Here is a 21,955-nt window from a genome sequence, read left to right on the forward strand (position 1 = left end):
TTTGGGGACGGATAGTGGCATCTCGATCGGGGTGGAGTCAGTAGGTGAGGCCGTGACCGAACGGGTAGAGGGGCGACGCGGTGTCGAAGGGGACGTCCGGGCGGCGCGCGGCGGCGGCCTCCGATGACGAGGGCAGCTCGAAGGGCAGCCGGCCCACGGGAGGGACGCCGAAGAGCACATCGAACAGGGCCGTGCTGCTCGCGCCGAAGTTGCCGGTGATCGCAGACGCGCTGCCGGAGGTGAACGGGGTCAGGATGGCGGGCCGGTCGAGGAACACGTCGAGCACCGTCGTCACCTGGGCCGCGATCCCCCGCACGTGCGCGACCACCTCGTCCGGGAACTCGAGCGATCCCGCGTGGAAGTGGTTCTCGAAGGTGGTCGCCCGACGCTCGAACGGAGCGTGCAGGCGGATGACCGCGACGTCCGCGTCCTCGGGTGTGGGCACCGGCACGCCGTAGTCCGCGATGACGCCGGGGTCGACGCCCTCGCAGTAGATCCGGATGCCACGGGTCAGCGGGAGCACCCCGGAGTTGGCGAGCAGGGTGATCGACGAGCGCTGCGCCGCGAGGCCCTCGGCGCGGAACTCGGCCGAGCCGACGATCGCGTCGGCCCGCTCGGCGTCGACGAACGGATCGTCGAACAGGCCGAGCGCGAACTTCTCCCGGAGCAGTCGACGTGCGGAGACGTCGAGGCGCTCCTCGGAGATGGTGCCCGCCTCCACGAGCTCGACGAGCACGGACGAGATGCTCTCTCCGCCGAACTGGTCCACGCCCGCCTCGAGCGCCTTCGCCATCCTCTCGGGCACGCTGAGGTGCTCGACCCCCCAGGCGCGCGCCGGGAAGTGGTCGCCCATGATGTCGGAGTCGCTGAGCAGCCCCCAATCGGAGCAGACGATGCCGTCGAAGCCGAACCGCTCGCGCAGCAGCGAGGTGATGACAGAGCGGTTGAAGCCGAAGCCGACCTCCTCCCAATCCGTGCCGACCGGCATGCCGTAGTACGGCATCATCTGGCTGCCGCCCGCCGCGATCACCTTCTCGAACGGGATCAGGTGGTACTCCTGGTTGTTCCCGGGATAGACCTGCTCCCGGCCGTAGGCGAAGTGCGGGTCCTCACCGTCCTTCTGCGGACCGCCGCCGGGGAAGTGCTTGGTCATCGTCGACACCGAATGCCGTCCGAGTTCCGCTCCCTGGAACCCGCGCACATATGCGGCACCGAGCCGGCCGGACAGCTCGGCGTCCTCGCCGAAGGTGCCGACTTGACGCGCCCAGCGCGACTCCGTCGTCACGTCCACCTGAGGGTGCAGGGCCAGGCGCAGGCCGACGGCCGTGTACTCCTGCCGGGCGATGTCGGCGAAGCGCTCGACGAGCGCCTCGTCGCCGATGGCCGCGAGGCCGAGGGGCTCCGGCCACTCGGAGAACGCACCGGCGGCGAAGCCCGTGCCGGGATTGTCGGTGAATGAGTGGCGGGGGTCGGAGGACAGCGTGATGGGGATGCCCAGCCGGGTGGACCGCGCGAGCTCCTGCAGGCGGTTCTGCCACTCGGCCATGATCTTCGCGCTCGGTGCCATGCCGAGGACATTGAAGTGGGAGAGGCCGCGGGTGACGACCATCTCCTTCGTCGACGGCAGACCGAAGGCGGGATTCGCGTCGGCGAGCCGGCCCGCCTCGCCCATCAGGATCATCGTCTGGAAGAACAGGCCTGCCTTCTCCTCGACGGTCATCTGGCGGAGCAGGATCTCCACCCGCTCGGCGATGGGGAGGCTGGCGTCGCGGAAGCGGGTGTCGATCCCTGCCGAGTCGGAAGAAGAGGTGGAGGTCATGTCAGTACGCCTTCGTTCTGGTCGGCACAGCTGCCGCTCTGAAAATATAGCGCTCGCTCGGTTTTTGATCCACTGGGTATCGGCCGAGGGGCGCACCCGGGCTCGATCTGGAAGGCTCATTGCGTGTCCACGAACCCCATCGTTCCCGGCTTCCATCCCGATCCGTCCATCTGCCGGGTCGGAGATGAGTACTTCCTCGTCAACTCCACGTTCGAGTACCTGCCGGGCGTGCCGATCCGCCGGAGCAGCGACCTGATCTCGTGGAAGCTCATCGGCAATGTGCTCGACCGGCCGTCCCAGCTGCCGGCGACCACCACCGGAGGCGGCATCTTCGCGCCGACGATCCGCCACCACGGCGGCCGGTTCTGGATGATCACCACCGATATGGACCGCGTGCGCGAGGGACATCTCATCGTCTGGTCCGAGACCGCCGACGGGCCGTGGTCCGATCCGGTCTTCACGGCGGGTGCCATCGGCATCGACCCCGACCTCGCGTGGGACGGCGACGACTGCTACCTGACCTGGGCGTCGTTCGGCGCGGAGTTCCCGATCTCGCAGGCGCGGATCGACCCCGAGACGGGCAGGCTGCTCGAGCAGCCGCGCGGATTGTGGACGGGCACCGGACTCGCGGCGACCGAGGGCCCTCACCTCTATCCGCGCGACGGCTGGTGGTATCTGCTGGTCGCCGAAGGCGGGACCGAGCGCGGCCATGTCGTCTCGATCGCCCGCTCGCGCAGCATCGAGGGTCCGTTCGAGGCGAACCCGGCCGGTCCCATCCTCAGCCATCGCAGCAGCACGCACCCGGTGCAGAACACGGGTCATGGCGATCTCGTCGAGCTGACGGACGGCTCGTGGGCCATGGTCCACCTCGGAGTGCGGACGCGTGGCGTGACCCCCGGGTTCCACGTGAACGGGCGCGAGACGTTCGTGGCCGGCGTCGACTGGATCGACGGCTGGCCGGTGGTCGTCGAGGAGCGCTTCGAGGTGCCATCGACAGCTGCGGGATGGGATGAGGCCTTCGAGTCTGCGGAGATGGCTCCCGATTGGATCGCCGCGGGCCGCTGGCCGACCGAGTTCGCGGAGGTCGGCGGCGGACTCCGACTCACTGCGTCCCCTGCCGACGGGCCGCGGATGCTCGGTTTCCGCGCCATGCACGAGACCTGGCGGTTCGAGGTGGAGCTGGCCTCAGGGGACGCGGCGCTCATCGTGCGACTCGACGACGACCACGCCGTCCGGATCCGCCTTGTCGACGACGCCTTCCTGGCCGAAGCGACGATCGGCACGATGCATCCGGTCCTCGGCGAGCGCGTGCCACGGGGGGCGGGCTCCGCACTGCTGCGCGCTTCGGCACTGGGCGGCGACAGATCGATGTTCTCGAAGCAGGGTCCCGACCTGCTTCGTCTGTCGGTCGTCGTCGATGGGACAGAGACCGAGCTCGGCATGATCGACGGCCGATATGTTTCCACGGAGGTCGCCGGGGGTTTCACCGGACGCATCCTCGGCGTCGAGACAGGAGACTCCCCCTCCGCGATCGCACGGATCCGGTACGAGGGCGACGCATCGGAGGCCGGCTCCGACACGCCTGCCATCTCGGAGTCGTAGGCTCGAATCGAACGCGATGACCGCGCTCACGACATCCTCGCTGGGAGGCACCGATGACCGAGACGATCCGTCACGAACCCGAGGAGAGCCGATACCTGCTCGTCGACGACTCCGGCCACGAGCTCGGCCTCGCGGACTACCGCCTGCGCGACGACCGCATCCTGTTCACCCACACCGAGGTGGACCCGTCGCAGCGTGGTCGCGGCCTCGGCGGCAAGCTGATCAAGGGGGCGTTGGATGACACCCGCACCCGCTTCACCCAGCGCGTCGTCCCGCTCTGCCCGTTCGTCGACGAGTGGATCGAGGCGCATCCGGACTACCGCGACCTCGTGACGAGGTAGCTCCTCTTTCGCGGCATCCGTGAGCGCGGCTCGACTTGGTTGTCGCTGCAACTAAGTTAGGCTGGACGGATGGCGCATCAGGTCCCTCGGATGGACGAGCTCGAGTCCGCCGCGTGGTTGAGCCTGGTGGGGCTGACCGAACTGCTGCCTCCATCGCTGGATGCGCAACTGCAGACGGACGCGCAGCTCACCCACTTCGAGTTCCAGGTCCTGTCCACCCTGCGCTTCGCGCCCGAGCAGACGGTCCAGTCGAAGGATCTCGCCGCGAGCACCAACTCGACGCTCCCCCGCCTCTCGCACGTCGTCACCCGGCTCGAGCAGCGCGGACTCGTCCGCAAGCTCCCCTGCCCGACGGATAGACGCGCGACGAATGTGCAGCTCTCGGACGACGGACGCCGAATCGTCATCCGCGCCACCGGCGGGCACATCGATCACGTGCGCCGCTTGGTGATCGACCGACTCGACCGCGACGAGCTCGCCGCGCTCGCGAAGATCGGCACCACGCTCAATCGCGCCCTCGACCCCAGCGATCGCTTCGCCCGACACATCCGCGACGCCGACTGACGCTTTCGACCGTCGGTGGCTCAGGGGACGCGGGCGAGCCACTCCGGGGAGCTGAATTTGCTGGCGACGAGCGCCTCGGATCGTTCGCGCTCGGCTGGGGTCACCGTGCCCGGGGTCGCTCCGTACAGAGCGGTGAAGGTGGAGGTCATCCGGTCGATGATCGCCGCACGGGTCAGACCGGTCTGGCTGCGGAGAGGGTCGACGCGCTTGGCGGCACTCGTCGTGCCCTTGTCACTGAGCTTCTCGCGGCCGATGCGCAGCACCTGCACCATCTTCTGGCCGTCCATGTCGTAGCTCATGGTGACGTGGTGCAGCACGGCTCCGCCGCCGAGGCGCTTCTGAGCGGCACCCCCGATCTTGCCCTTCGGCGAGGTGATGTCGTTGAGCGGCTGGTAGAACGCGTCGATGCCGAGCGACTTCAGCGCGGTGATGACCCACTCGTCGAGGTAGGCGTAGGACTCCGCGAAGGACATCCCGCGCACCAGGTCGCCGGGCGCGTAGAGCGAGTAGGTGACGACCGAGCCGGCCTCCATGAACATCGCGCCGCCGCCGCTGATCCGCCGCACGACCTCGAAGCCGTACTTCGCGGCGTTCTCGAGATCCACTTCGTTCCGCAGCGACTGGAAGCTGCCGATCACGACGGCCGATCGATCCCACTCCCAGATCCGCAGGGTCGGCGGACGACGCCCTGCCCCGACCTCCTCGGTGAGGACCTCATCGAGGGCCAGGTGCATGGCCGGAGACTCGGCGGCGTCGTGCACGAGCTGCCAGTCGTAGTCGCGCCAGCTCTTCGCGTTGCCGATCGAGCGCCGGATTGCGGTCGCGACGGCCTCCGGCGAGAAGCCGAGCAGCACGGCGTCGTCGGGCAGCGCCTTGCGTATCTCCATGGCGAGCCCGGCCGCGTCGAGGTCGACCCGCAGGCCGTTGACGGCCGCATCGATGGCGTTGAGTGCGGAGTCCGGCTCCAGGAAGAAGTCGCCGGCCAGCCGGAAGTTCGCGATCCGGCCGCCCTCCTCATCGAGGTCGACGACGACGAGCTTGCCGCCCGGGACCTTGTATTCGCCGTGCATGCTCAGCTCTCCGTCGTGGCGGGGGTCGTGGCGGGGGTCGTCGCGGTTGTCCGGCCGGTCTTGGCGCGCAGTCGGGAGTTCAGCCAGAACACCAGGTCGGCGATGACCTCGTCGCGGTTGGTCTCGTTGAACACCTCGTGTCGGGCGCCCGGGTACACGATCGCGGACACGTCGGTCAGCGCACCGCGGGTGACGTAGCTCTGCGCCAGCTTGCGGATGCTTCTCTCGCCGCCGAGCGGATCCTCGCTGCCGATCTGGATCAGCAGCGGCAGGTCGTGCAGCAGATTCTTCGCCGGCCGCCCGAACAGCCGCAATCCATCCGCGATCCCGAACAGCTTGGCGACATCGGCACTGAAGTTGAGCGGATCGTTGTAGAACCCCTCCGAGATGGCGGTGTCCCGGCTGAGCCATTCGGCGCCCGTGGTGCCGAGGTGCTTGTGGTGCTTGTTGAGATCGCCGGCGGCCATCGATCCGGGCCAGCGGTACGCCGTTCCGGTGAGGACGACGGCCGCATAGTCCTCCGAATGCGAGTTCAGGATGATCTGCGCCATCAGCGACCCCCAGCTGTGGCCGAGCAGCACCAGGGGTGCATCCGGGTGAGCGGCGCGGATGATGCCGCTGAGCTGGTGCACCGCGTCCGTCGTCGCGCGGAGGCCGCCGACCCCGAGCTTGCCCAGCAGCGTCTTCTCTCCGCCATGTTGGGTCATCCCGGTCGCGCCGTGGCCGCGGTGGTCGTCGGCGATCACCGAGAATCCGGCTGCATTGAGGTCGTGCGCGAGCAGTCGGTAGCGACCCGCGTGCTCACCGACGCCGTGCGCGATCTGGATGATCGCGGTGGGCTCGTCGACCAGCCACTCGTAGTAGGTGATGACGACGCCGTGCGCGTCGGTGTACTCGGGCATGCTCCGAGTCTTCCACCTTCACGGATGGGTCAGGCGGGTGAGCCGGCCTGCAGCTGGGCGATCTGCGCGCGGGCGGCTCCGACCAGCTCCTCGTTGCTGTGGGCGCGCCCCCACAGACCCCACCCGCCGGGCGCGGCCTCGGTGAGGAGCACCCAGACGTGCTCGGTGAGCTTGTCGTCCGTCGCGGCCGCCGCGACGATCGCCGTGAGATCGGCGACCACCGCGAGCTGCTTGTCGCGATCGAGCGCACCTGCATTGGTGAGCACCTGAACCCGGATGCCCGTTCCGCCGTCGACGCTGGAGAGGGAGGAGGCGGACAGCTCATGGATGAAGGCGACCGTGTTCTCGCGGAACATCGGGATATCGGGTACCTGCTCGATGCGCATCAGAGCCGCGGCGAGATCCTTCGCGAGGCGGTGGTGATCCGGGAAGGAGTCGGTCGGGGCGTAGACGTCGATCATGGGCATCGCCCCATTATGACGATCGTCATACTCGCGCGCAACGACTGTCGGGAACAGGAGTTCCCTCGACAATGGGGATGTGGACGCGTCGGCTCGGGACAGGATGGTGGAGAGCGCCGTCGTGCTGCTCGCCCAGCACGGATATCAGGGCACCTCGTTCAGCACCGTGCTCGACCGCTCGAAGGCCCCGCGGGGCTCGATCTACCACCACTTCCCCGACGGCAAGGACCAGCTGATCGCGGCGGCTCTCGAGCTGGCCGGCAGCAGGGCTGTCGCGCTCCTCGACTCCCTCGAAGGATCCTCCGCAGAGGAAGTCGTCGACGCCTTCATCGGGATGTGGCACGCCGTGCTCGAGCGCTCGGGATTCACCGCCGGCTGCTCGGTGCTCGCGGTCACCGTGTCGAGCGACTCATCCGAGCTGCTCTCCACCGCGGGAGGCGTCTTCCGCAGCTGGTCGGAGCGCCTGATCGCACTGCTCCAAACCGCCGGCGTGCCGTCCGGCCGGGCAGCGTCCTTCGCCACCCTGCTGATCGCGGCCAGTGAGGGCGCCGTCGTCCTGTCCCGAGCGCAGCGGAGCACGGCGCCCCTGGACACGGTCCACGGCGAGCTGCGGCAGATGGCGTCCGCCTTCTAGGACTCGCGGGTGATCTCCACCTTGACGAAGAGCTCGCTGCGGAAGGGTCCGGCGTAGACGCCTCGAAGCGGGGCGACGTCGTTGTAGTCGCGGCCCCGGCCGACGAGCACATGCCGGTCGCCGATCTCGATGAGGTTGGTGGGATCCCAGCCGCGCCACTCGCCGCAGAACCACTCCACCCAGGCGTGCGACTCTCCGGTGACCGTCTCGCCGATGGCGGCGTCGGGCTTGGGGTGCAGGTAGCCCGACACGTACCGGGCGGGGATGCCGACCGAACGGATGGCGCCGATCGCGATGTGGGTGATGTCCTGGCAGACGCCCTTGCGCTCGGCCCACGCCTCCTTGGCGGTGGAGTGCACGCCTGTCACGCCGTGCATGTACTCCACGGCGTCGCCGATCGCCTGGCTGATCTTCTGCGCCGCGTCGCACGGGCCGTAGGCGTCGTCCGCGATCCTCCGGGCGAGCTCGATCACCTCGTCCGACGGCTCGGTCAGCCGGGTCTGTCGGGTCTGCTCGACGCACGCGACCTGGCGGGCGATGGCCTCGGGCAGCTCGTCCCAGCCGACGGTGTGGTCGCCGTGCTCGCGGTCCCTCACCTCGACGAGGCTCGTGGCGCGCAGCGACAGCTCGCTGTGCGGAGTGAGGATCTCGAACGAGCTGACCCTGGTCCCCCAGTAGTCGACGTAGCCGTGCTGGGAGGAGATCGGAAGGATCTCGAGGTGCGAGTGCAGCACGAACTGACCGTCCGAGCTCGACGGCAGCATCCGCGCCTCGTTGTAGCTGGCGCTGACCTCGCCCTTGTAGTGGTAGCCGGTCTCGTGTTTGATGCGCAGTCGTTTGGTCATCGCGTGCTCAACTCTCCCCCGTCCAGCTGGGCGCCGCGTTCGTCGGGAAGTATCTCTGACGGATTGCCTCCGACGCCGCCGAAGTCACATCCTGCACGTCGTCCATCTGCGCAGTGAGATCGTCCAGGATCTCCTGGATCGGCCGGTACTCGAGCTGGCTGCGGATCTGGCCGAGCAGTCGCTGGGCCTGATCCGCGACGCCGACGCGCTCGCTGCGCGGCTCGAGCTCGCGGAGGCACTCCTCCGCGCGGGACACCGAGAAGAGCACCGAGCGCGGGAACAGCCGGTCCAGCAGCAGGAACTCGGCCGCGTTCCTGGCCGACGGCACCCCGCGGTAGGTGCGGAGGTAGGCCTCGTAGGCGCCGCACGAGCGGAGGATCGTGGTCCAGCTGGGGCCACTCGCCTCGGTGAGAGAGCGGGTGGCGAGCAGGCGGGCCGTCATGTCGGCGCGTTCGATGCTGCGGCCGAGCGTGAAGAACAGCCATGCCTCATCGCGGCTGGTCGCCGATTCGATGATGCCGACGGCGAGCGCGGCACGCTCGCGGATCCAGGAGAAGAACTCGCTGACCTTCTCGCTCGAGACGCGGCGGGGCATCCGGGCGCGGGTCGTGTTGAGGCACTCCCACAGCTCCGTCGAGACGATCTCGCGCGCCCGGCGGGCGTTCTCCCGGGCAGCGCCGAGCGAGTAGGCGATCGACGCGGGATGCGTGCGATCCACGGCGAGGATGGCCAGCACGTCCTGACGGGTGAGGGTGCGGTCGTCCTCCACCGAGCTGCCCATGACGGAGAGGAGCGAGCGGCAGGCCACGTCCTCCTCGATCCACGGATCCTCGAGCAGAAGCTGCAGGTGCACATCGAGGATTCGAGCGGTTCCATCGCTCCTCTCGATGTAGCGGCCGATCCAGAACAGGCTCTCGGCGATGCGGCTCAGCATTCTTCGACCCCGCCGTCTGCGTTCTCAGATGCGTCGGCGTTGGAGACGCCCTCGTCCGACTCCATGCCATCCGCGGCATATGCATGCGCCTGCTGCTGCTGCTGCTGCTGCTCCTGCTGCTCGCCGCGGTCCCGCGGACGGTCGAGAGGTGAGTGATCGGGCGCGTGCTCGCGGATGATCGAGATGGACTGCGTGTTCGCCGCCTGGCCGGCCACGAGATTCTGCACGCTGCGGGCGCCGCCCGAACTCGCGTAGACGGGCTCGTGGCCGACGACCCAGGTGTCCTTGGAGCCGCCGCCCTGGCTGGAGTTGACGACGAGCTGACCCTCGGGGAGTGCCACGCGGGTGAGTCCGCCGGGCAGCACCCAGACGTCCTTGCCGTCGTTGACCGCGAAGGGACGGAGGTCGGCGTGACGTGGACGCATACCGTCCTCGACGAGGGTCGGGATGGTCGAGAGCTGCACGACCGGCTGCGCGATCCAGCCGCGCGGATCCTTGATCAGGCGCTGGCGCAGCTCGTCGAGCTCGAGCTTCGAGGCGGCCGGGCCGACGACGAGTCCCTTGCCGCCGGAGCTGTCCACCGGCTTCACCACGAGTTCGTCGAGCCGGTCGAGCACCTCCTCGAGCGCTCCCGGATCCTCCAGCCGCCAGGTGTCGACGTTCGGCAGGATGGCGTCCTCGTCCAGGTAGTACTTGATGAGGTCGGGCATGTACGTGTAGATCAGCTTGTCGTCCGCGACCCCGTTGCCCACCGCGTTGGCGATGGTGACGTTGCCGAGGCGGGCCGCCAGCATGAGGCCCGGAGAGCCGAGCATGGAGTCGGCGCGGAACTGCAGCGGGTCGAGGAACTCGTCATCGACCCGTCGGTAGATGACGTCGACCCGTGTGGGGCCGGCGGTGGTGCGCATCCATACCCGGCCGCCGGAGCAGAACAGGTCGCGTCCCTCGACGAGCTCGACGCCCATCAGGCGGGCGAGCAGGGTGTGCTCGAAGTAAGCGGAGTTGTAGACGCCCGGGGTGAGCACGACGACGTTGGGGTCTTCGACGCCCACCGGGGCGCTCGCGCGCAGCGACTGGAGCAGGCGGTTCGGATAGTCGCCCACCGGTCGGACACGCATCGAGACGAAGAGCTCGGGCAGCGTCTGCGCCATGACGCGTCGGTTGGAGATGACGTAGCTGACGCCGCTGGGCACGCGGACGTTGTCCTCGAGCACCCGCCAGGCACCGGCCTCGTCGCGGATCAGGTCGATGCCCGAGACGTGCACGCGGACGCCGTTGGCGGAGGTGATGCCCGCCGCCTCGCGGTGGTAGTTGGAGGACGAGGTGATCAGCGATGCCGGGATGATCCCGTCGAAGACGGCGCGCTGCGGGCCGTAGACATCGGCGAGGAACGCCTCGAGCGCTCGAACCCGCTGCTTGATGCCGGCCTCGACGTCGACCCACTCCTTGTGGTCGATCACCCGCGGCACGGCATCGAGCGGGAACGGTCGCTCCTCCCCCGCGAAGTCGAAGGTCACGCCCTGGGCGAGATAGCTCGACGCGAGGGCGTCGGTGCGACCACGCAGCTCGGCCTGAGTCATCTTGGCGAGGGCGCCGTGGATCTGGCTGTACGACTCGCGAGCACTGACCGGAGCACCCTTGCCGGGCGGCATGTCGAACATCTCGTCCCACGCCGGACGCTTCGGTTCGTACGTGCGCGCCGCCTTGAGGCTGGCGTAGCCGTCGAACAGGTCTCCCATGATGTGAGCCTACTCAGCCGTGTTGCGGGGAGGTTTCGGAGGCCTGCGCGGAGCGCAGCCCTCCGAAACCCCCGTTGGTCGAGTAGGCCGGCGTTCACGCCGGGCGTATCGAGGCCGCGTTCAGAGCCTCGATGACCGAACCATTTGGTGGTCGCGATTCATAGGCGGTGAACGCGGCCTCGATACGCGCCGTAGACGGCGCTACTCGACCAACGTCTGTGGTCGAGTAGCTTCCCGGCCGGTGAACCCGCTCAGCCATCCCTCGTTGGTCAAGTAGGGCGCCCCGCGCCCGTATCGAGGCCGCGTTCAGCGCCTACGCAACTCAGCCACGAGCTCCTACAGATCCGCCGCCAGATGCTCCGCGGTCGCCAGGTCGGTGATCAGGACGTCGACCCAGCCGCCGCGGAGGGCGGCGCGGATGGCCTCGTACTTGCGCGGTCCGCCGGCGATCCCGACCCGTCGCGGCACCGCCTTGAGCTGCTCGACGCTGATCCCGAGCACCCGGTCGTTGAGATCGGACGAGACGGTCGCGCCGTCGGCGTCGAAGAAGCGCAGGCAGACGTCGCCGACGGCCCCGCCCCCGCGCAGCTCCTCGAGCATGTCGGGTGGCACGGCGTTGCCCGAGTCGCGAAGCAGGGTGGATGGCTGCATGCTGCCGATGCCGACCAGCACCATCGACAGCTCGGACCACTGCTCGGTGATCGCCTGGATGGACGGGTCGTCGAGGATCGCGTCGCGCGCCGCCTGGGTGCGCACGAAGCCGGGGGCCGGGAAGAAGACGGGATCGGCTCCGGTCACGACCGCGAGCCGATCGGCGAGGCGGTTGGCCTGTACCTGCACGCGCGGATCCCCCACGCCGCCGAGCAGCTGGATGACCTGAGCCGCGGTGCGTGCGTTGCGCGGTGTCATCGCGTCGACGGTGGCGATGAGGGTGGCCGACCACGAGGAGAGCCCGATCCGCTCCGAGCCGGTCAGCGTGGTCTCGAGGTAGGCGGCCCCCGCCGAGCCGAGCGCGGAGAGCAGGGACGTCTCGTCTGTGTCGGAGGTGTGGGCGATCACCACGTCGGACAGTCCGTAGCCGTCGCGCACGGAATCCTCGACGTCGGGATGCACGCCCGGAGGCGGAACCACGACGGTGCGCACGATGCCGAGCGCCACCGCCTCCTTGAGGAAGCGGGACACGCGCGACTGCGAGATGTGCAGCCGGTCGGCGATCTCGGGCTGGCGCACTCCCTGCTCGTGGTACATCCGGGCGATCTTGACGAGCAGCGACATCCGGTCGGGACTCAGGCGACTCGCGACTGCGGAGGGCTCATTCAGCACACCGCATTCTTATCCATCCGAGGCATAGATACTCGGTCCACGCGAGGATCCGGTGGCTGATCCTGTCGCGTGACGGCGCGGCTCAGCCACCGGATGAGCCTCAGTAGGAGCTGAAGAGGGCCTTCTGCACCAGGCTCATGGCGCCGATCGCGTCGTGCTTCTCCTGCGCCTCGACGAGGGCCGGGATGTCGAGCTTGTCGAGGCCGCGCTGGACGGCCTTGAGGAACTCGATCGCGGAGTCGGCGGCCTTGACGCTGTCTTCGCGGAACGGGAACTGGTCGAGCTGCCAGACGCCCTCCCAGTGGTTCTTCTTCAGCGTGTAGAAGAACTCGAACAGCTCGATCGGGTGCACGGTTCCGGCGACCATGTCGTCGTCCCAGTTGCGCAGGTTGTCGTTGACGTCCATGCCGAACAGGCGGCCGTAGTCGATCGCCAGCTGCGCCGAGTCGGCGGGCGACTCTCCGCCGAAGAGGGCGTGGCCGAAGTCCAGCAGGATCCCGACGTTGGGCAGGCCGATCTTCTCGATGCCCAGCAGCGTGCGCGAGACGGAGTCGAAGCTCATGTGCACGCGAGGCTCGCGGGGCTTGTACTCGATGACGAACTTGAGGTCGGGGTTCTCGCTGGCGAGACGACCGACGCCGTCGAGGGAGTTCTTCCAGAGCGCTCCGTGGTCGACCTGGAACGGGTAGTCCCAGCCGTCCTGGCCCGGCCAGAGCTTGACGTAGTCGGCGCCGAAGTAGCGCACGACGTCGGCGGCTCGGGTGATCAGCTGGTGCGCCTCCTCCCGGATCCCCGGGTCGGGGTTCGTGAAGGCGCCCTTGGCGAATGTCCGCGTGTACATCTCGGGGGTGATGCCGATGACGCCGAGGTTGTTGCGGTCGAGCGCCTCCTTCACCTGCTCGTTGCTGAAGTCGCCGCCGAAGAAGGGCCAGTTGAGGTCGACGACCGAGAGGTCCGTGACGGTGCCGGCGATGTCGATCGCGTCGATGATGGTGCGCGGATCGCCGTATCCGTCGGTCGCGTAGCGGTCGACGTAGGTGGCGAAGTGCCAGATGCCCGCGCCGTAGCGCTGGCCGGACGGGTTGGTGTCGGACGGCGTGCTCTGAGAATCGGTCATGTGTTCCTCCGGTTGGTGCTGGCTCGCAGCAGTGCGGGCTGGCTGGTGACGAGGGCGGGTCGAGTGGATGGGACGGGGGTAGACAGGGCCGGCTGGTTGCGGGCGCGCCCGACGGCGGCGAGCCAGCGCGCGCGGCGGTCGCGAGCGGCGTCGGCGTCGAGCTGCGGGACGAATGTGGTCGACGCCCGCGGCAGCGCTGCCACCGCCTCGGCCGTCCAGACGCCGGCCCTGACGCCCGCGAGATGCGCGGCGCCGAGCGCGGAGAGCTCGGCGACGTCGGAGCGGACGACCGTGCGCTGACTGAGGTCGGCCTGCAGCTGCACGAGCCAGTCGTTCGAGGTCGGGCCGCCGTCGGCGAGGATCGTGTCGACCCGAGAGCCCGAGCCGTCTGCCGAGGTGAGGACGTCTTCGATCTGGAGCGGGATGGACTCGACGGCGGCACGGGCGAGCGCCGCGCGCGGGGTGCCGAGGTCGAAGCCGGAGAGGACCGCGACCGCGCTCTCGTCCCACCATGGGGCGCCCAGTCCGGCGAAGGCGGGGACCAGGTCGATCGCTGCATCGGGCGAGCCGGCGGCCAGCTCGACGAGGTCGCCAGGTGTCATGTCGAGCAGCTCGGACAGCCAGACGAGGGTCGCGCCGGTGGAGAGGATGTTGCCCTCGAAGGCCCGTCGGATCTCGCCATCGGTTCCCCAGGCGATGGTGCGGACGAGTCCGGACGCCGTCGCTCTGGCGTCCGGCGACTCCAGTCCCATGATCGAGGAGCCGGTGCCGTAGGTGACCTTGACGGCGCCGGCATCCCGCGCACCGTGCCCGTACAGGGCCGCATGCGAATCGCCGAGCACGGCGGTGATCGGCACGTCGAGACCGTCGATCGCAGCGGTCGGCTCGTCGCTCATCGCCACTCGCGGCAGAGACGCAGCGGGGATGCCGAAGAGATCGAGGAGCTCGGCGCTCCAGCCGCCCGTCTCGATGTCGAGGAGCTGGGTGCGGCTCGCGTTGCCGACCTCGATCCTGTGCTCACCGGTGAGCGACCAGACGATCCAGCTGTCGACGGTGCCGAGCAGGATCTCGCCCGCGCCGCTTCGCGAGCGGTCCGGATCGACCTCGTCGAGCAGCCAGCCGAACTTCAGCGCGGAGAACATCGGATCGAGCGGCAGGCCGGTGATCCGTCGGACGCGCGCCGAGTGGTCGGCGAGCGCACGGGCGCGGTCGGCGGTGCGGCGATCCTGCCAGCCGAGCATCGGTCCGACCGGGCGTCCCGTCGCGGGATCCCAGGCGAGGGCGGACTCCCGCTGATTGCTGATGCCGATGGCGGCGATCCGCTCGCCGAACAGCTCTCGCGCGTGCCCGAGGCCCGCGCGGACGCCGTCGAGGATCTCGTTCGCGTCCTGCTCCACCCAGCCGGCCGCCGGATGCTGCTGGCCGAGCGGCACGGACAGGCTGCCGACGATCGAACCGTGCACATCGAGGACGAGGGTCTTCGTGGAGCTGGTGCCCTGGTCGACGGCGACCACGACCGGCGATGTCCCGAAGGAGCCGCCCGCCGTGATCTCGTCGACCGAGGACTCAGCCATGAGCCAGCGCTTCGCGGGCATGCCGCGCGAACTCGTCGGCGGTGAGGCCGAAGTAGTCGAGCAGGAAATCGGTGCTCCCAGTGGGGGCGAACTCGGTCAGCCCCATCAGCCGGACGGGCGGACGGGCGCCCTGCTCGAGCTGGCTGACGATGCTCGCCACCGCGGCTCCCAGTCCGCCGGCGAGATTGGCCTCCTCGGCGACCACGATCGCGGAGGTCTCGCGGGCGGCGGCCACGATCGCCGCGGTGTCGATCGGCGCGATCCATGAGGCGTTGAGCACGCGTGCCGAGATGCCGTCGAGTGCAAGGGCATCGGCGGCGGCGAGCGCACGCGAGACGAGAGTGCCGGTGCCGATCAGAGTGACGTCCGTGCCCTCCCGGAGGACGGGGAAGACGCCGCGGGTCCATGGGGTGGTCTCGCCCGTGACATCGGGCACCTTGTGACGGCCGATCCGCAGGAACGTCGGGCGTGGTTCGGCGACCAGGGCGCGAATCGCCTGCCGGGTCTGCAGGCGATCCGCCGGCATCGCGATATCCAGGCCGGGCAGCGCGCGCAGCCAGGAGAGATCTTCGACCGAGTGATGCGTGGGGCCGAGCTCCCCGTATGCCATCCCCGGTGACATCCCGCAGAGGATCACGTTGTGCTGGCTGTAGGCGACGTCGGCCTTGACCTGCTCGAGCGAGCGTCCGGTGAGGAATGGCGAGGCGGCGCAGACGAAGGGGATGAGCCCGGCGTTGGCGAGCCCCGCGCCGACGCCGACCATGTTCTGCTCGGCGATGCCGACGTTGATCAGGCGGTCCGGGAACTCGTCGCGGAAGGCGGTGAGATTGCTCGAGCCGACCGAGTCGTTGCAGACGGCCACGATCCGCTCGTCCACGCGGGCGAGGGCGATGAGCTCTTCGGCGAAGGCGACGCGGTTGTCGTACGTGCCGGGTGCTGCGGGCGCTTCAGTGCTCATGCGAGTTCCTTCAGTGCGATCTCGACCTGCTCGGCGGACGGCACCTTGTGGTGCCATTCGACGCGGTCCTCGATGAATGAGACGCCCTTGCCCTTGATGGTATTGGCGATCACGGCCACGGGCCGGCCCGTCGTGGAGGGAGCGAATGCGGCGAAGAGTGCTTCGTAGTCGTGGCCGTCGATCATCCGCACCTCCAGCCCGAACGCCTCGAGCTTCTCGTCGAGCGGATCGAGTCCGTTCGTGTCCTCGGTGCGAGCGCCCTGCTGCAGACGGTTGCGGTCGACGATGATCGTCAGGTTGTCGAGGCCGTAGTGCGCGGCGGACATCATCGCCTCCCAGTTGCTGCCCTCCTGCATCTCGCCGTCGCCGAGGACGACGAACACGCGGGTGGCCGATTTCGTGAGCCGGGCGGCGATCGCGGCGCCGACGGCGACGGGCAGGCCGTGGCCGAGCGGCCCGGTGTTGGTCTCGACGCCGGGGACCTTGTTGCGATTCGGGTGGCCATTGAGGGCGGAGAGAGGCTTCATGAAGGTGGGCAGCTCGTCGGCGGAGAAGAAGCCGCAGTGCGCGAGCGTCGAGTAGAGCGCGACGGCGCAGTGCCCCTTGCTGAGCACGAAGCGGTCGCGGCCGGCCCATCCCGGATTGGTGGGGTCGAGCTTCAGCACCGCGGTGAAGAGGGTGGTGAGGATGTCGGTGACCGACAGGTCACCGCCGATGTGCCCCTGACCGGCTTCGCCGATGGTGCGGACGATCGCGCGCCGGGTCTCGCGGGCGCGGTCGGCGAGCACGGCGTCTCGCCGTTCCGCGGTGCCGGAGTCGAGCTCGGATCTGAGCGCGAGGTAGGCGCTCGCCCGATCGGGGTCGGCGTGGAGTAGTGCCATGCGTGTCTGCCGCTTCGTCGGAGCAGTGAACTCCGCACACTCGGTTGGTTCGTTCGGTGTGCATATCCATTCACTACTGGATTTATGTGCAAGTCGAGCATCGCACCACGTGCTCATGAAGTCAAGGAAGGCCGGGGCGGGCTGCAATGGCACCGCTCGCATCGCCGGAATGTTCACGAACTCGTCTCATCCCCCGCTGTTCCCGCGAATTCCGAGTGGGTACTATAAATAGGGATCCGCTGAGCGTTCTGCCGAGCGCCACAGCACTGATCCGCCCGATACGAGGAGGTGCACGTGGTCATCAGCGATGTCGAGTCGTCCGGCCGCCGCGGACCGTACGCGAAGACCGTCCAGACCCGTCGCACCATCCTCGATGCCGCCCTCGAAGTGTTCGCCCAGTCCGGCTATCGCAGCGGATCGCTGCGCAACGTGGCCGAACGCGTGGGGATGAGCGAGGCGGGGCTGCTGCACCACTTCCCGAGCAAGAGCGCCCTGCTCGCCGCCGTGCTCGAGCACCGCGACGACCACTCCACCGAGATGTTCAACTTCTTCGAGTCGACGGGGCGCGAGCGCCTCACCAACCTCGTCGGCTTGGCGGCGTACAACGCCACCATCCCCGGCGTGGTCGAGCTCTTCACGAACCTCGCTGCGGAATCCACAGCCGCCGATCACCCCGCACACGAGTACTTCAAGGACCGCTACCACCGCACCACCGCGCTGGTCACTGATTCGCTCGAGGATCTGCAGTCGCGGGGCGAGCTGCTTCCCGGCGTCGACCCGAAATCTGCAGCGCAGCGGGCGATCGCCCTGTGGGACGGCCTGCAGATCCAGTGGCTGCTGGATCGCGACTCCCTCGACATGGCGGAGCAACTGAAGGCCTACTTCGACTCGCTCATGACCGAGCCGCTCTGAGCTGAGCTGACGGGCGCAAGCGCCCCTATCGGCCGAAGGCGGCCTCAGGTGCGCGCGCCAGACCCGCGCGCTTCGCGCGGGGGCCTGCGGCCCCGCGAGCGGCCGCGCCTGCCCTGTTCGTTGGTCGAGTAGGCCGTTCACGGCCGTATCGAGGCCCTCGGCCTGCGAGCGGCCACGCCAGCCCTGTTCGTTGGTCGAGTAGGCCGTTCACGGCCGTATCGAGGCCCTCGGGACGGGAAAGGCCTCGATCCGGCGGTAACACGCCCCTCGACCGCCAGATGCTCGCCCGGGTCAGTCGTTGGAGGCGGTGTAGCGGAAGCCGTCGAAGCTGACCGAGCCGGTGACCGCGAACAGGCCGATGACCCGACCGGTGAACGAGGCGGCCGTCTCGGCCGACAGCGAGCGTCCGTCCACGCGGGCGAGGGTGCGCTCCTCGCCGTCGAGCACGGCGATCAGTTCCACGAAATCGCTCGTCATCGCGTCGGCGGAGAATCCGGCCCCGCCGGGCACCGATGCGATCTTCAGCTCGACCGCCTCCGATGCGGTCTCGATGCTCCAGCTCTGCTGAAGGGTCGGGATCCAGGCTCGGGCGGTGATGGTCGTTCTGCCGTCGGTCCGCGAGGCGAGCAGGCTGTAGACGGCCTGCTCGTCGTACCGGACGGCGAGCCCACCGGATGATCCCTCGGCGAGGGTGACGGTCGAGGCGAACGACGCGGTCTGGTGCTCCTGGCGACGACCGAGGAACGTGGGATGAGCGTCTTCAAGGTCGCGGCCCTCGCCGGCCAGGGTGAGGCTGCCGGGGACCGACTCGAGGTCGGTGATCGCGGCGGGAGTGCGGCGAACGGCGATCCAGCCACCGTCGAGCGGCTCGGCGAAGTCGACCTCGTAGGAGACGGCCTCGCGGGGAGCGAGCTGCACCGGCTCGGCCACGGGCCAGCCGTCCTCCCAGGTCACCGACGTGATGAAGGTCTCACGGCCGAGAGCAGAGAACGCCCGGGTGCCGCCGCGCGGGCGGACGCCGAGGAGCACCATCGCGGTTCCGCCGTCCGGCGTCTCGACGAGATCGCCATGGCCGGTGTTCTGGATCGGCCGCTGGGTGCTCCGAGCGGAGATGAACGGATTTGCCGGGCCGGCCACGAACGGGCCCCGCGCATTCTCCGACCGAGCCATGCTCTCTCCGTGGCCGCGCTCGGTGCCGCCCTCGGCGATCATCAGATACCACCACTCGCCGCGGTGGTAGAGGTGCGGCGCCTCGGGGAACTGGCCGCCGACTCCGGACCAGATGCTCCGCGGCTCCTCGAGGTTCTCGCCCGTCTCCAGATCGACCGCGACCTGACGGATGCCGAGGTGCGTTCCGACGTCGGGGCCCGAGGTGATCAGGCCCGAATAGGTGACGAGAGCGACTCCCTCCTCGTCCCAGGCCAGGTCGGGATCTATCCCCTCGATGCCGGCGAGCTCGATGCCGTCGCTCCAGGGCCCCGCGGGGTCGGTGGCGGTGAACAGCACGCAGCCCCGGGTGGCCGCGATGGTGATGATCAGGTAGAAGACGCCGTCGCGGTGCCGGATGGTCGGCGCCCAGACGCCGAGCCCGGTCGGCACGTCCTCGAGGCCGCCCTGCTCGGGTCGGGTGATGACGTGGCCGATCAGCTCGAAGCTCTCGAGGTCGGTCGAACGGTAGATCGGCAGGCCGGGAACGTACTCGAAGGTCGACGTCGAGAGGTAATAGACCCCATCGACGAGGACGATGCTGGGGTCGGGGTTGAAGCCGGCCACCAGCGGATTGACGAGCTTCATGCGGACACCTCCAGGGTGAGGGTGGCGGAGAGCGGGGTCTCGACGACGGAGGTGCCGACGGACAGGGTGAACTCCCCCGCCTCGTACTGCCAGCCGTCCGCCCAGTTCGCGAACAGGCGTGCGGGCACCGGGATGGTCACCGTCTCGGTCGCGCCGGCGTCGACCCGCACGGAGGCGAAGCCGACCAGCCAGCGGGCGGGTCGGTCGATGGCGGAGTCGGCGCGCTCCGCGTAGACCTGCACCACCTGCTTGCTGCGCCGTTCGCCGGTGTTCTGCACCGTGACTCGCACGTCGACGGAGCCGCCCTCAGCGAGCCGATCGGGGGCTTCGAAGCCGGTGACCGACACCTGGCTGTAGCCGAGGCCGTGGCCGAACCAGAACGCCGGTGCGGCATCCTGCCTGAGCCAGGCCTTGTAGCCGATGTGGATGCCCTCGGAGTAGACGAGCTCGCCATCCGTCGGGGTCACGTCGAGCACGGGCACGTCGGCGTCGGCGGCCGGCCAGGTGGTGGGCAGACGCCCACCCGGCTCAGAGATGCCGAGCAGCACATCGGCGATGGCGTGACCGAACTCCTGTCCGCCGAAGTAGCCCACCAGGACGGCGGCGACATCGTCGCTCCAGGGCAGTAGCACGGGAGAGCCGGCATTGACCACGACGACCGTGCGCGGGTTGACCGCGGCCACCGCACGGACCAGATCGTCCTGGCGTCCCGGCAGCGCAAGGGTCGTGCGGTCGAAGCCCTCCGACTCGACCTTGGCGTTGGTGCCGACGACGACGAGCGCGACGTCGGCGGACTTCGCTGCCTCGACGGCCTTGGCGATGAGCCGCTCGGCGTCGACGTCGGCGGGCTGGGTGCCGACCGACAGCGCGAGTGCGTTCGCGAGTGCGTCATCGCGTTCGACAGCCGTGTAGAGGAAGCGGACCTCCCTCGGCTCGCCGGCGATCAGGTCGACAGGCGACGAGACGGTCGCGGGGGCGAGGAAGGCGGCGCCGAGGTCTGTGCCCTCCGGGACCACATCCTCGTCGACGATCAGCTCGCCGTCGACCCAGATGCGTCCGTGGCCGGTGGCGGCGAAGCCCAGGTTGACTCGTTCCGTCTCGGCGGGCACCAGGGTGAGGGTCAGCTCGATCTCGGCCGCCTGGCGGAGCGGAGCGGAGCCGCCGAACCAGATCAGCTCGGTGGCGAGGCGGTGCTCGTCGAAGATCACGGCGCCGGAACCGTCGAAGAACCGCACACGGGCGCCCGGCTCGCCGTTCTCGGGGTGACGCATCTGATCGAGCGGGATCCCGACGAGTCCGTCGTGCACGACCGCGCCGAGCGAGTAGCTGATGTCGGAGTCGGGCAGCGCGGCCCGGAGCCCGTCGAGCGGCGAGACGGTGTGCTCGGGCAGGACGGTCGCGCTTCCGCCACCCTGGGTGCGGGCGAACGCGGCGTTGTTGCCGATGACCGCGACGGAGCCGAGTGATGAGCCCGTCCAGGGCAGCTCGCCGGCGTTCCGCAGCAGCACGGAGCCCTCCGCGGCGGCCTCACGGGCGAAGGCGATGCCGTCCTCGACGTGCACCAGCGCGCCAGGGCCGTCGGAGCCGAGGGCGCCGACGCGCAGCGCCAGGTGCAGCACGCGCAGCACCTTGCGGTCGACGACCGACTCGTCGATCCGCCCCTCGCGGACGGCGGCGACGAGCGCCTCACCCCACGGCCCATCGGGGCCGGGGAAGACGAGGTCCTGCGACGCCTCGGCCGAAGCGAGGCTGCGGACCGCGGTCCAGTCGCTGATCACGACGCCGTCGAAGCCCCACTCCGAGTTGAGCGGGGTCTCGAGAAGGTCGTTCTCGGTGGCGGTCACGCCGTTGATCGAGTTGTACGAGCTCATCACCAGCCAGGCGCGAGCCTCGACGACGGCCTTCTCGAACGCGAGCAGATAGAGCTCGCGCAGCGGACGCTCGTCGACCTTGACGTCCACGGTGAAGCGATCGGTCTCGGAGTCGTTCGCGATGTAGTGCTTGGGGGTCGCGCCGACCCCGTTGTCCTGGAGGCCGGTCACGTAGGCCGCGGCCAGGTCGGCCGTCAGGATCGGGTCTTCGCTGAACGCCTCGAAGTGGCGGCCGCCGAGCGGCGAGCGGTGCAGGTTGATGGTCGGGCCGAGCACGACGTCGACGCCCTTGCGCCGAGCCTCCACCGCAGCGGCGGCCCCGTAACGGCGGGCGATGTCGGTGTCCCACGACGAGGAGAGGGCCGAGGCGGACGGCAGGTTGAGGGAGGGCGAGCGCTCATCCCAGATCTCCCCGCGGACACCGGAGGGCCCGTCGGAGACGACCATCCGACGCAGGCCGATCTTCTCGATCGGCCAGGTCGTCCAGAAGTCGTGACCGGTGAGCAGGAGCACCTTCTCTTCGAGCGTCAGCGCGGCGAGCGCGTCCGTGAGACGGGGGTCGGTCGCGGCGGAATCGTGCTGGATGCTCGCGTCGCGGCTGGTGTCGGTCATCG

General features: G+C 69.2%; 18 protein-coding genes and 1 pseudogene. 5 read left to right on the forward strand and 14 right to left on the reverse strand.

The genetic code is table 11. The annotated features are described in order from the left end of the window. Positions 1 to 37: 37 nt before the first annotated feature. Positions 38 to 1,819: a glycoside hydrolase family 3 protein gene (locus tag E6C64_RS11750; protein ID WP_136427710.1), complete on the reverse strand. Its 1,782-nt coding sequence runs from the start codon at positions 1,817 to 1,819 to the stop codon at positions 38 to 40. 123 nt (positions 1,820 to 1,942) lie between these two features. On the opposite strand from E6C64_RS11750, the gene E6C64_RS11755 reads away from it, so the two are divergent. The 3 genes and pseudogenes from E6C64_RS11755 to E6C64_RS11765 all read left to right on the forward strand — a co-directional run bounded on the left by E6C64_RS11755 (position 1,943) and on the right by E6C64_RS11765 (position 4,326). Next, entirely contained in the window at positions 1,943 to 3,421 is a 1,479-nt protein-coding gene (locus tag E6C64_RS11755) for a glycoside hydrolase family 43 protein (protein WP_136427711.1), read from the forward strand. Between the two features lie 50 nt (positions 3,422 to 3,471). Beyond that, positions 3,472 to 3,762, forward strand: a pseudogene (locus E6C64_RS11760) (GNAT family N-acetyltransferase); the annotation flags it as partial. A 69-nt stretch (positions 3,763 to 3,831) separates the two neighbouring features. Continuing rightward, positions 3,832 to 4,326 carry a MarR family winged helix-turn-helix transcriptional regulator gene (locus E6C64_RS11765; protein ID WP_233255602.1) on the forward strand — a complete coding sequence of 165 codons (495 nt, stop codon included), beginning with the start codon at positions 3,832 to 3,834 and terminating at the stop codon, positions 4,324 to 4,326. A gap of 20 nt (positions 4,327 to 4,346) precedes the next feature. Here the strand turns inward: E6C64_RS11765 and lplAB are convergent, their stop codons facing one another. The 3 genes from lplAB to E6C64_RS11780 are packed head-to-tail and all read right to left on the reverse strand — an operon-like array spanning position 4,347 to position 6,765. Then, positions 4,347 to 5,396 (reverse strand): lipoate-protein ligase LplAB, encoded by a 1,050-nt coding sequence (lplAB, locus tag E6C64_RS11770; RefSeq protein ID WP_136427713.1) that lies wholly within the window; start codon positions 5,394 to 5,396, stop codon positions 4,347 to 4,349. 2 nt (positions 5,397 to 5,398) lie between these two features. Continuing rightward, positions 5,399 to 6,298 carry an alpha/beta hydrolase gene (locus E6C64_RS11775; protein ID WP_136427714.1) on the reverse strand — a complete coding sequence of 300 codons (900 nt, stop codon included), beginning with the start codon at positions 6,296 to 6,298 and terminating at the stop codon, positions 5,399 to 5,401. Positions 6,299 to 6,327: 29 nt separating this feature from the next. Further along, the gene (locus E6C64_RS11780; protein WP_136427715.1) at positions 6,328 to 6,765 is read right to left on the reverse strand and encodes a tautomerase family protein; all 438 of its coding nucleotides are present in this window, start codon (positions 6,763 to 6,765) and stop codon (positions 6,328 to 6,330) included. Positions 6,766 to 6,838: 73 nt separating this feature from the next. Here E6C64_RS11780 and E6C64_RS11785 point away from each other — a divergent pair, with 73 nt between their 5' ends. Further along, positions 6,839 to 7,393, forward strand: coding sequence for a TetR/AcrR family transcriptional regulator (locus E6C64_RS11785; protein ID WP_199241028.1), 555 nt, complete (start codon positions 6,839 to 6,841; stop codon positions 7,391 to 7,393). On the opposite strand, the gene E6C64_RS11790 is transcribed toward E6C64_RS11785, so the two are convergent. The 8 genes from E6C64_RS11790 to E6C64_RS11825 all read right to left on the reverse strand — a co-directional run bounded on the left by E6C64_RS11790 (position 7,390) and on the right by E6C64_RS11825 (position 16,764). Beyond that, positions 7,390 to 8,238: a transglutaminase family protein gene (locus E6C64_RS11790; RefSeq protein WP_136427716.1), complete on the reverse strand. Its 849-nt coding sequence runs from the start codon at positions 8,236 to 8,238 to the stop codon at positions 7,390 to 7,392. The genes E6C64_RS11785 and E6C64_RS11790 overlap by 4 nt on opposite strands. A 7-nt stretch (positions 8,239 to 8,245) precedes the next feature. Further along, complete coding sequence (locus E6C64_RS11795; RefSeq protein WP_136427717.1) at positions 8,246 to 9,172, reverse strand: alpha-E domain-containing protein; 927 nt, start codon at positions 9,170 to 9,172, stop codon at positions 8,246 to 8,248. Then, complete coding sequence (locus E6C64_RS11800; RefSeq protein ID WP_136427718.1) at positions 9,166 to 10,911, reverse strand: circularly permuted type 2 ATP-grasp protein; 1,746 nt, start codon at positions 10,909 to 10,911, stop codon at positions 9,166 to 9,168. The genes E6C64_RS11795 and E6C64_RS11800 overlap by 7 nt, the downstream gene beginning before the upstream one ends. A gap of 336 nt (positions 10,912 to 11,247) precedes the next feature. After that, complete coding sequence (locus E6C64_RS11805; RefSeq protein ID WP_233255603.1) at positions 11,248 to 12,234, reverse strand: sugar-binding transcriptional regulator; 987 nt, start codon at positions 12,232 to 12,234, stop codon at positions 11,248 to 11,250. A 100-nt stretch (positions 12,235 to 12,334) separates the two neighbouring features. After that, positions 12,335 to 13,351, reverse strand: coding sequence for a sugar phosphate isomerase/epimerase family protein (locus tag E6C64_RS11810; RefSeq protein ID WP_136427719.1), 1,017 nt, complete (start codon positions 13,349 to 13,351; stop codon positions 12,335 to 12,337). Further along, entirely contained in the window at positions 13,348 to 14,925 is a 1,578-nt protein-coding gene (locus E6C64_RS11815; protein WP_158437848.1) for an FGGY family carbohydrate kinase, read from the reverse strand. The genes E6C64_RS11810 and E6C64_RS11815 overlap by 4 nt, the downstream gene beginning before the upstream one ends. Continuing rightward, a complete protein-coding gene (locus tag E6C64_RS11820; RefSeq protein ID WP_136427721.1) occupies positions 14,918 to 15,883 on the reverse strand; it encodes a transketolase family protein in 966 nt (321 codons plus the stop codon). The genes E6C64_RS11815 and E6C64_RS11820 overlap by 8 nt, the downstream gene beginning before the upstream one ends. Next, positions 15,880 to 16,764 carry a transketolase gene (locus tag E6C64_RS11825; protein WP_136427722.1) on the reverse strand — a complete coding sequence of 295 codons (885 nt, stop codon included), beginning with the start codon at positions 16,762 to 16,764 and terminating at the stop codon, positions 15,880 to 15,882. The genes E6C64_RS11820 and E6C64_RS11825 overlap by 4 nt, the downstream gene beginning before the upstream one ends. Before the next feature lie 294 nt (positions 16,765 to 17,058). On the opposite strand from E6C64_RS11825, the gene E6C64_RS11830 reads away from it, so the two are divergent. Then, positions 17,059 to 17,676 carry a TetR family transcriptional regulator gene (locus E6C64_RS11830; RefSeq protein WP_199241029.1) on the forward strand — a complete coding sequence of 206 codons (618 nt, stop codon included), beginning with the start codon at positions 17,059 to 17,061 and terminating at the stop codon, positions 17,674 to 17,676. A gap of 291 nt (positions 17,677 to 17,967) precedes the next feature. On the opposite strand, the gene E6C64_RS11835 is transcribed toward E6C64_RS11830, so the two are convergent. Beyond that, positions 17,968 to 19,470, reverse strand: a complete 1,503-nt coding sequence (locus tag E6C64_RS11835; protein ID WP_136427723.1) for a glycoside hydrolase family 43 protein — start codon at positions 19,468 to 19,470, stop codon at positions 17,968 to 17,970. Further along, positions 19,467 to 21,953, reverse strand: coding sequence for a glycoside hydrolase family 3 protein (locus tag E6C64_RS11840; protein WP_136427724.1), 2,487 nt, complete (start codon positions 21,951 to 21,953; stop codon positions 19,467 to 19,469). The genes E6C64_RS11835 and E6C64_RS11840 overlap by 4 nt, the downstream gene beginning before the upstream one ends. Positions 21,954 to 21,955 lie beyond the last annotated feature (2 nt).

It is taken from the genome of Naasia lichenicola (genome assembly GCF_004801885.1).
In the GTDB taxonomy this organism is placed as follows: Bacteria; Actinomycetota; Actinomycetes; order Actinomycetales; family Microbacteriaceae; genus Naasia; species Naasia lichenicola.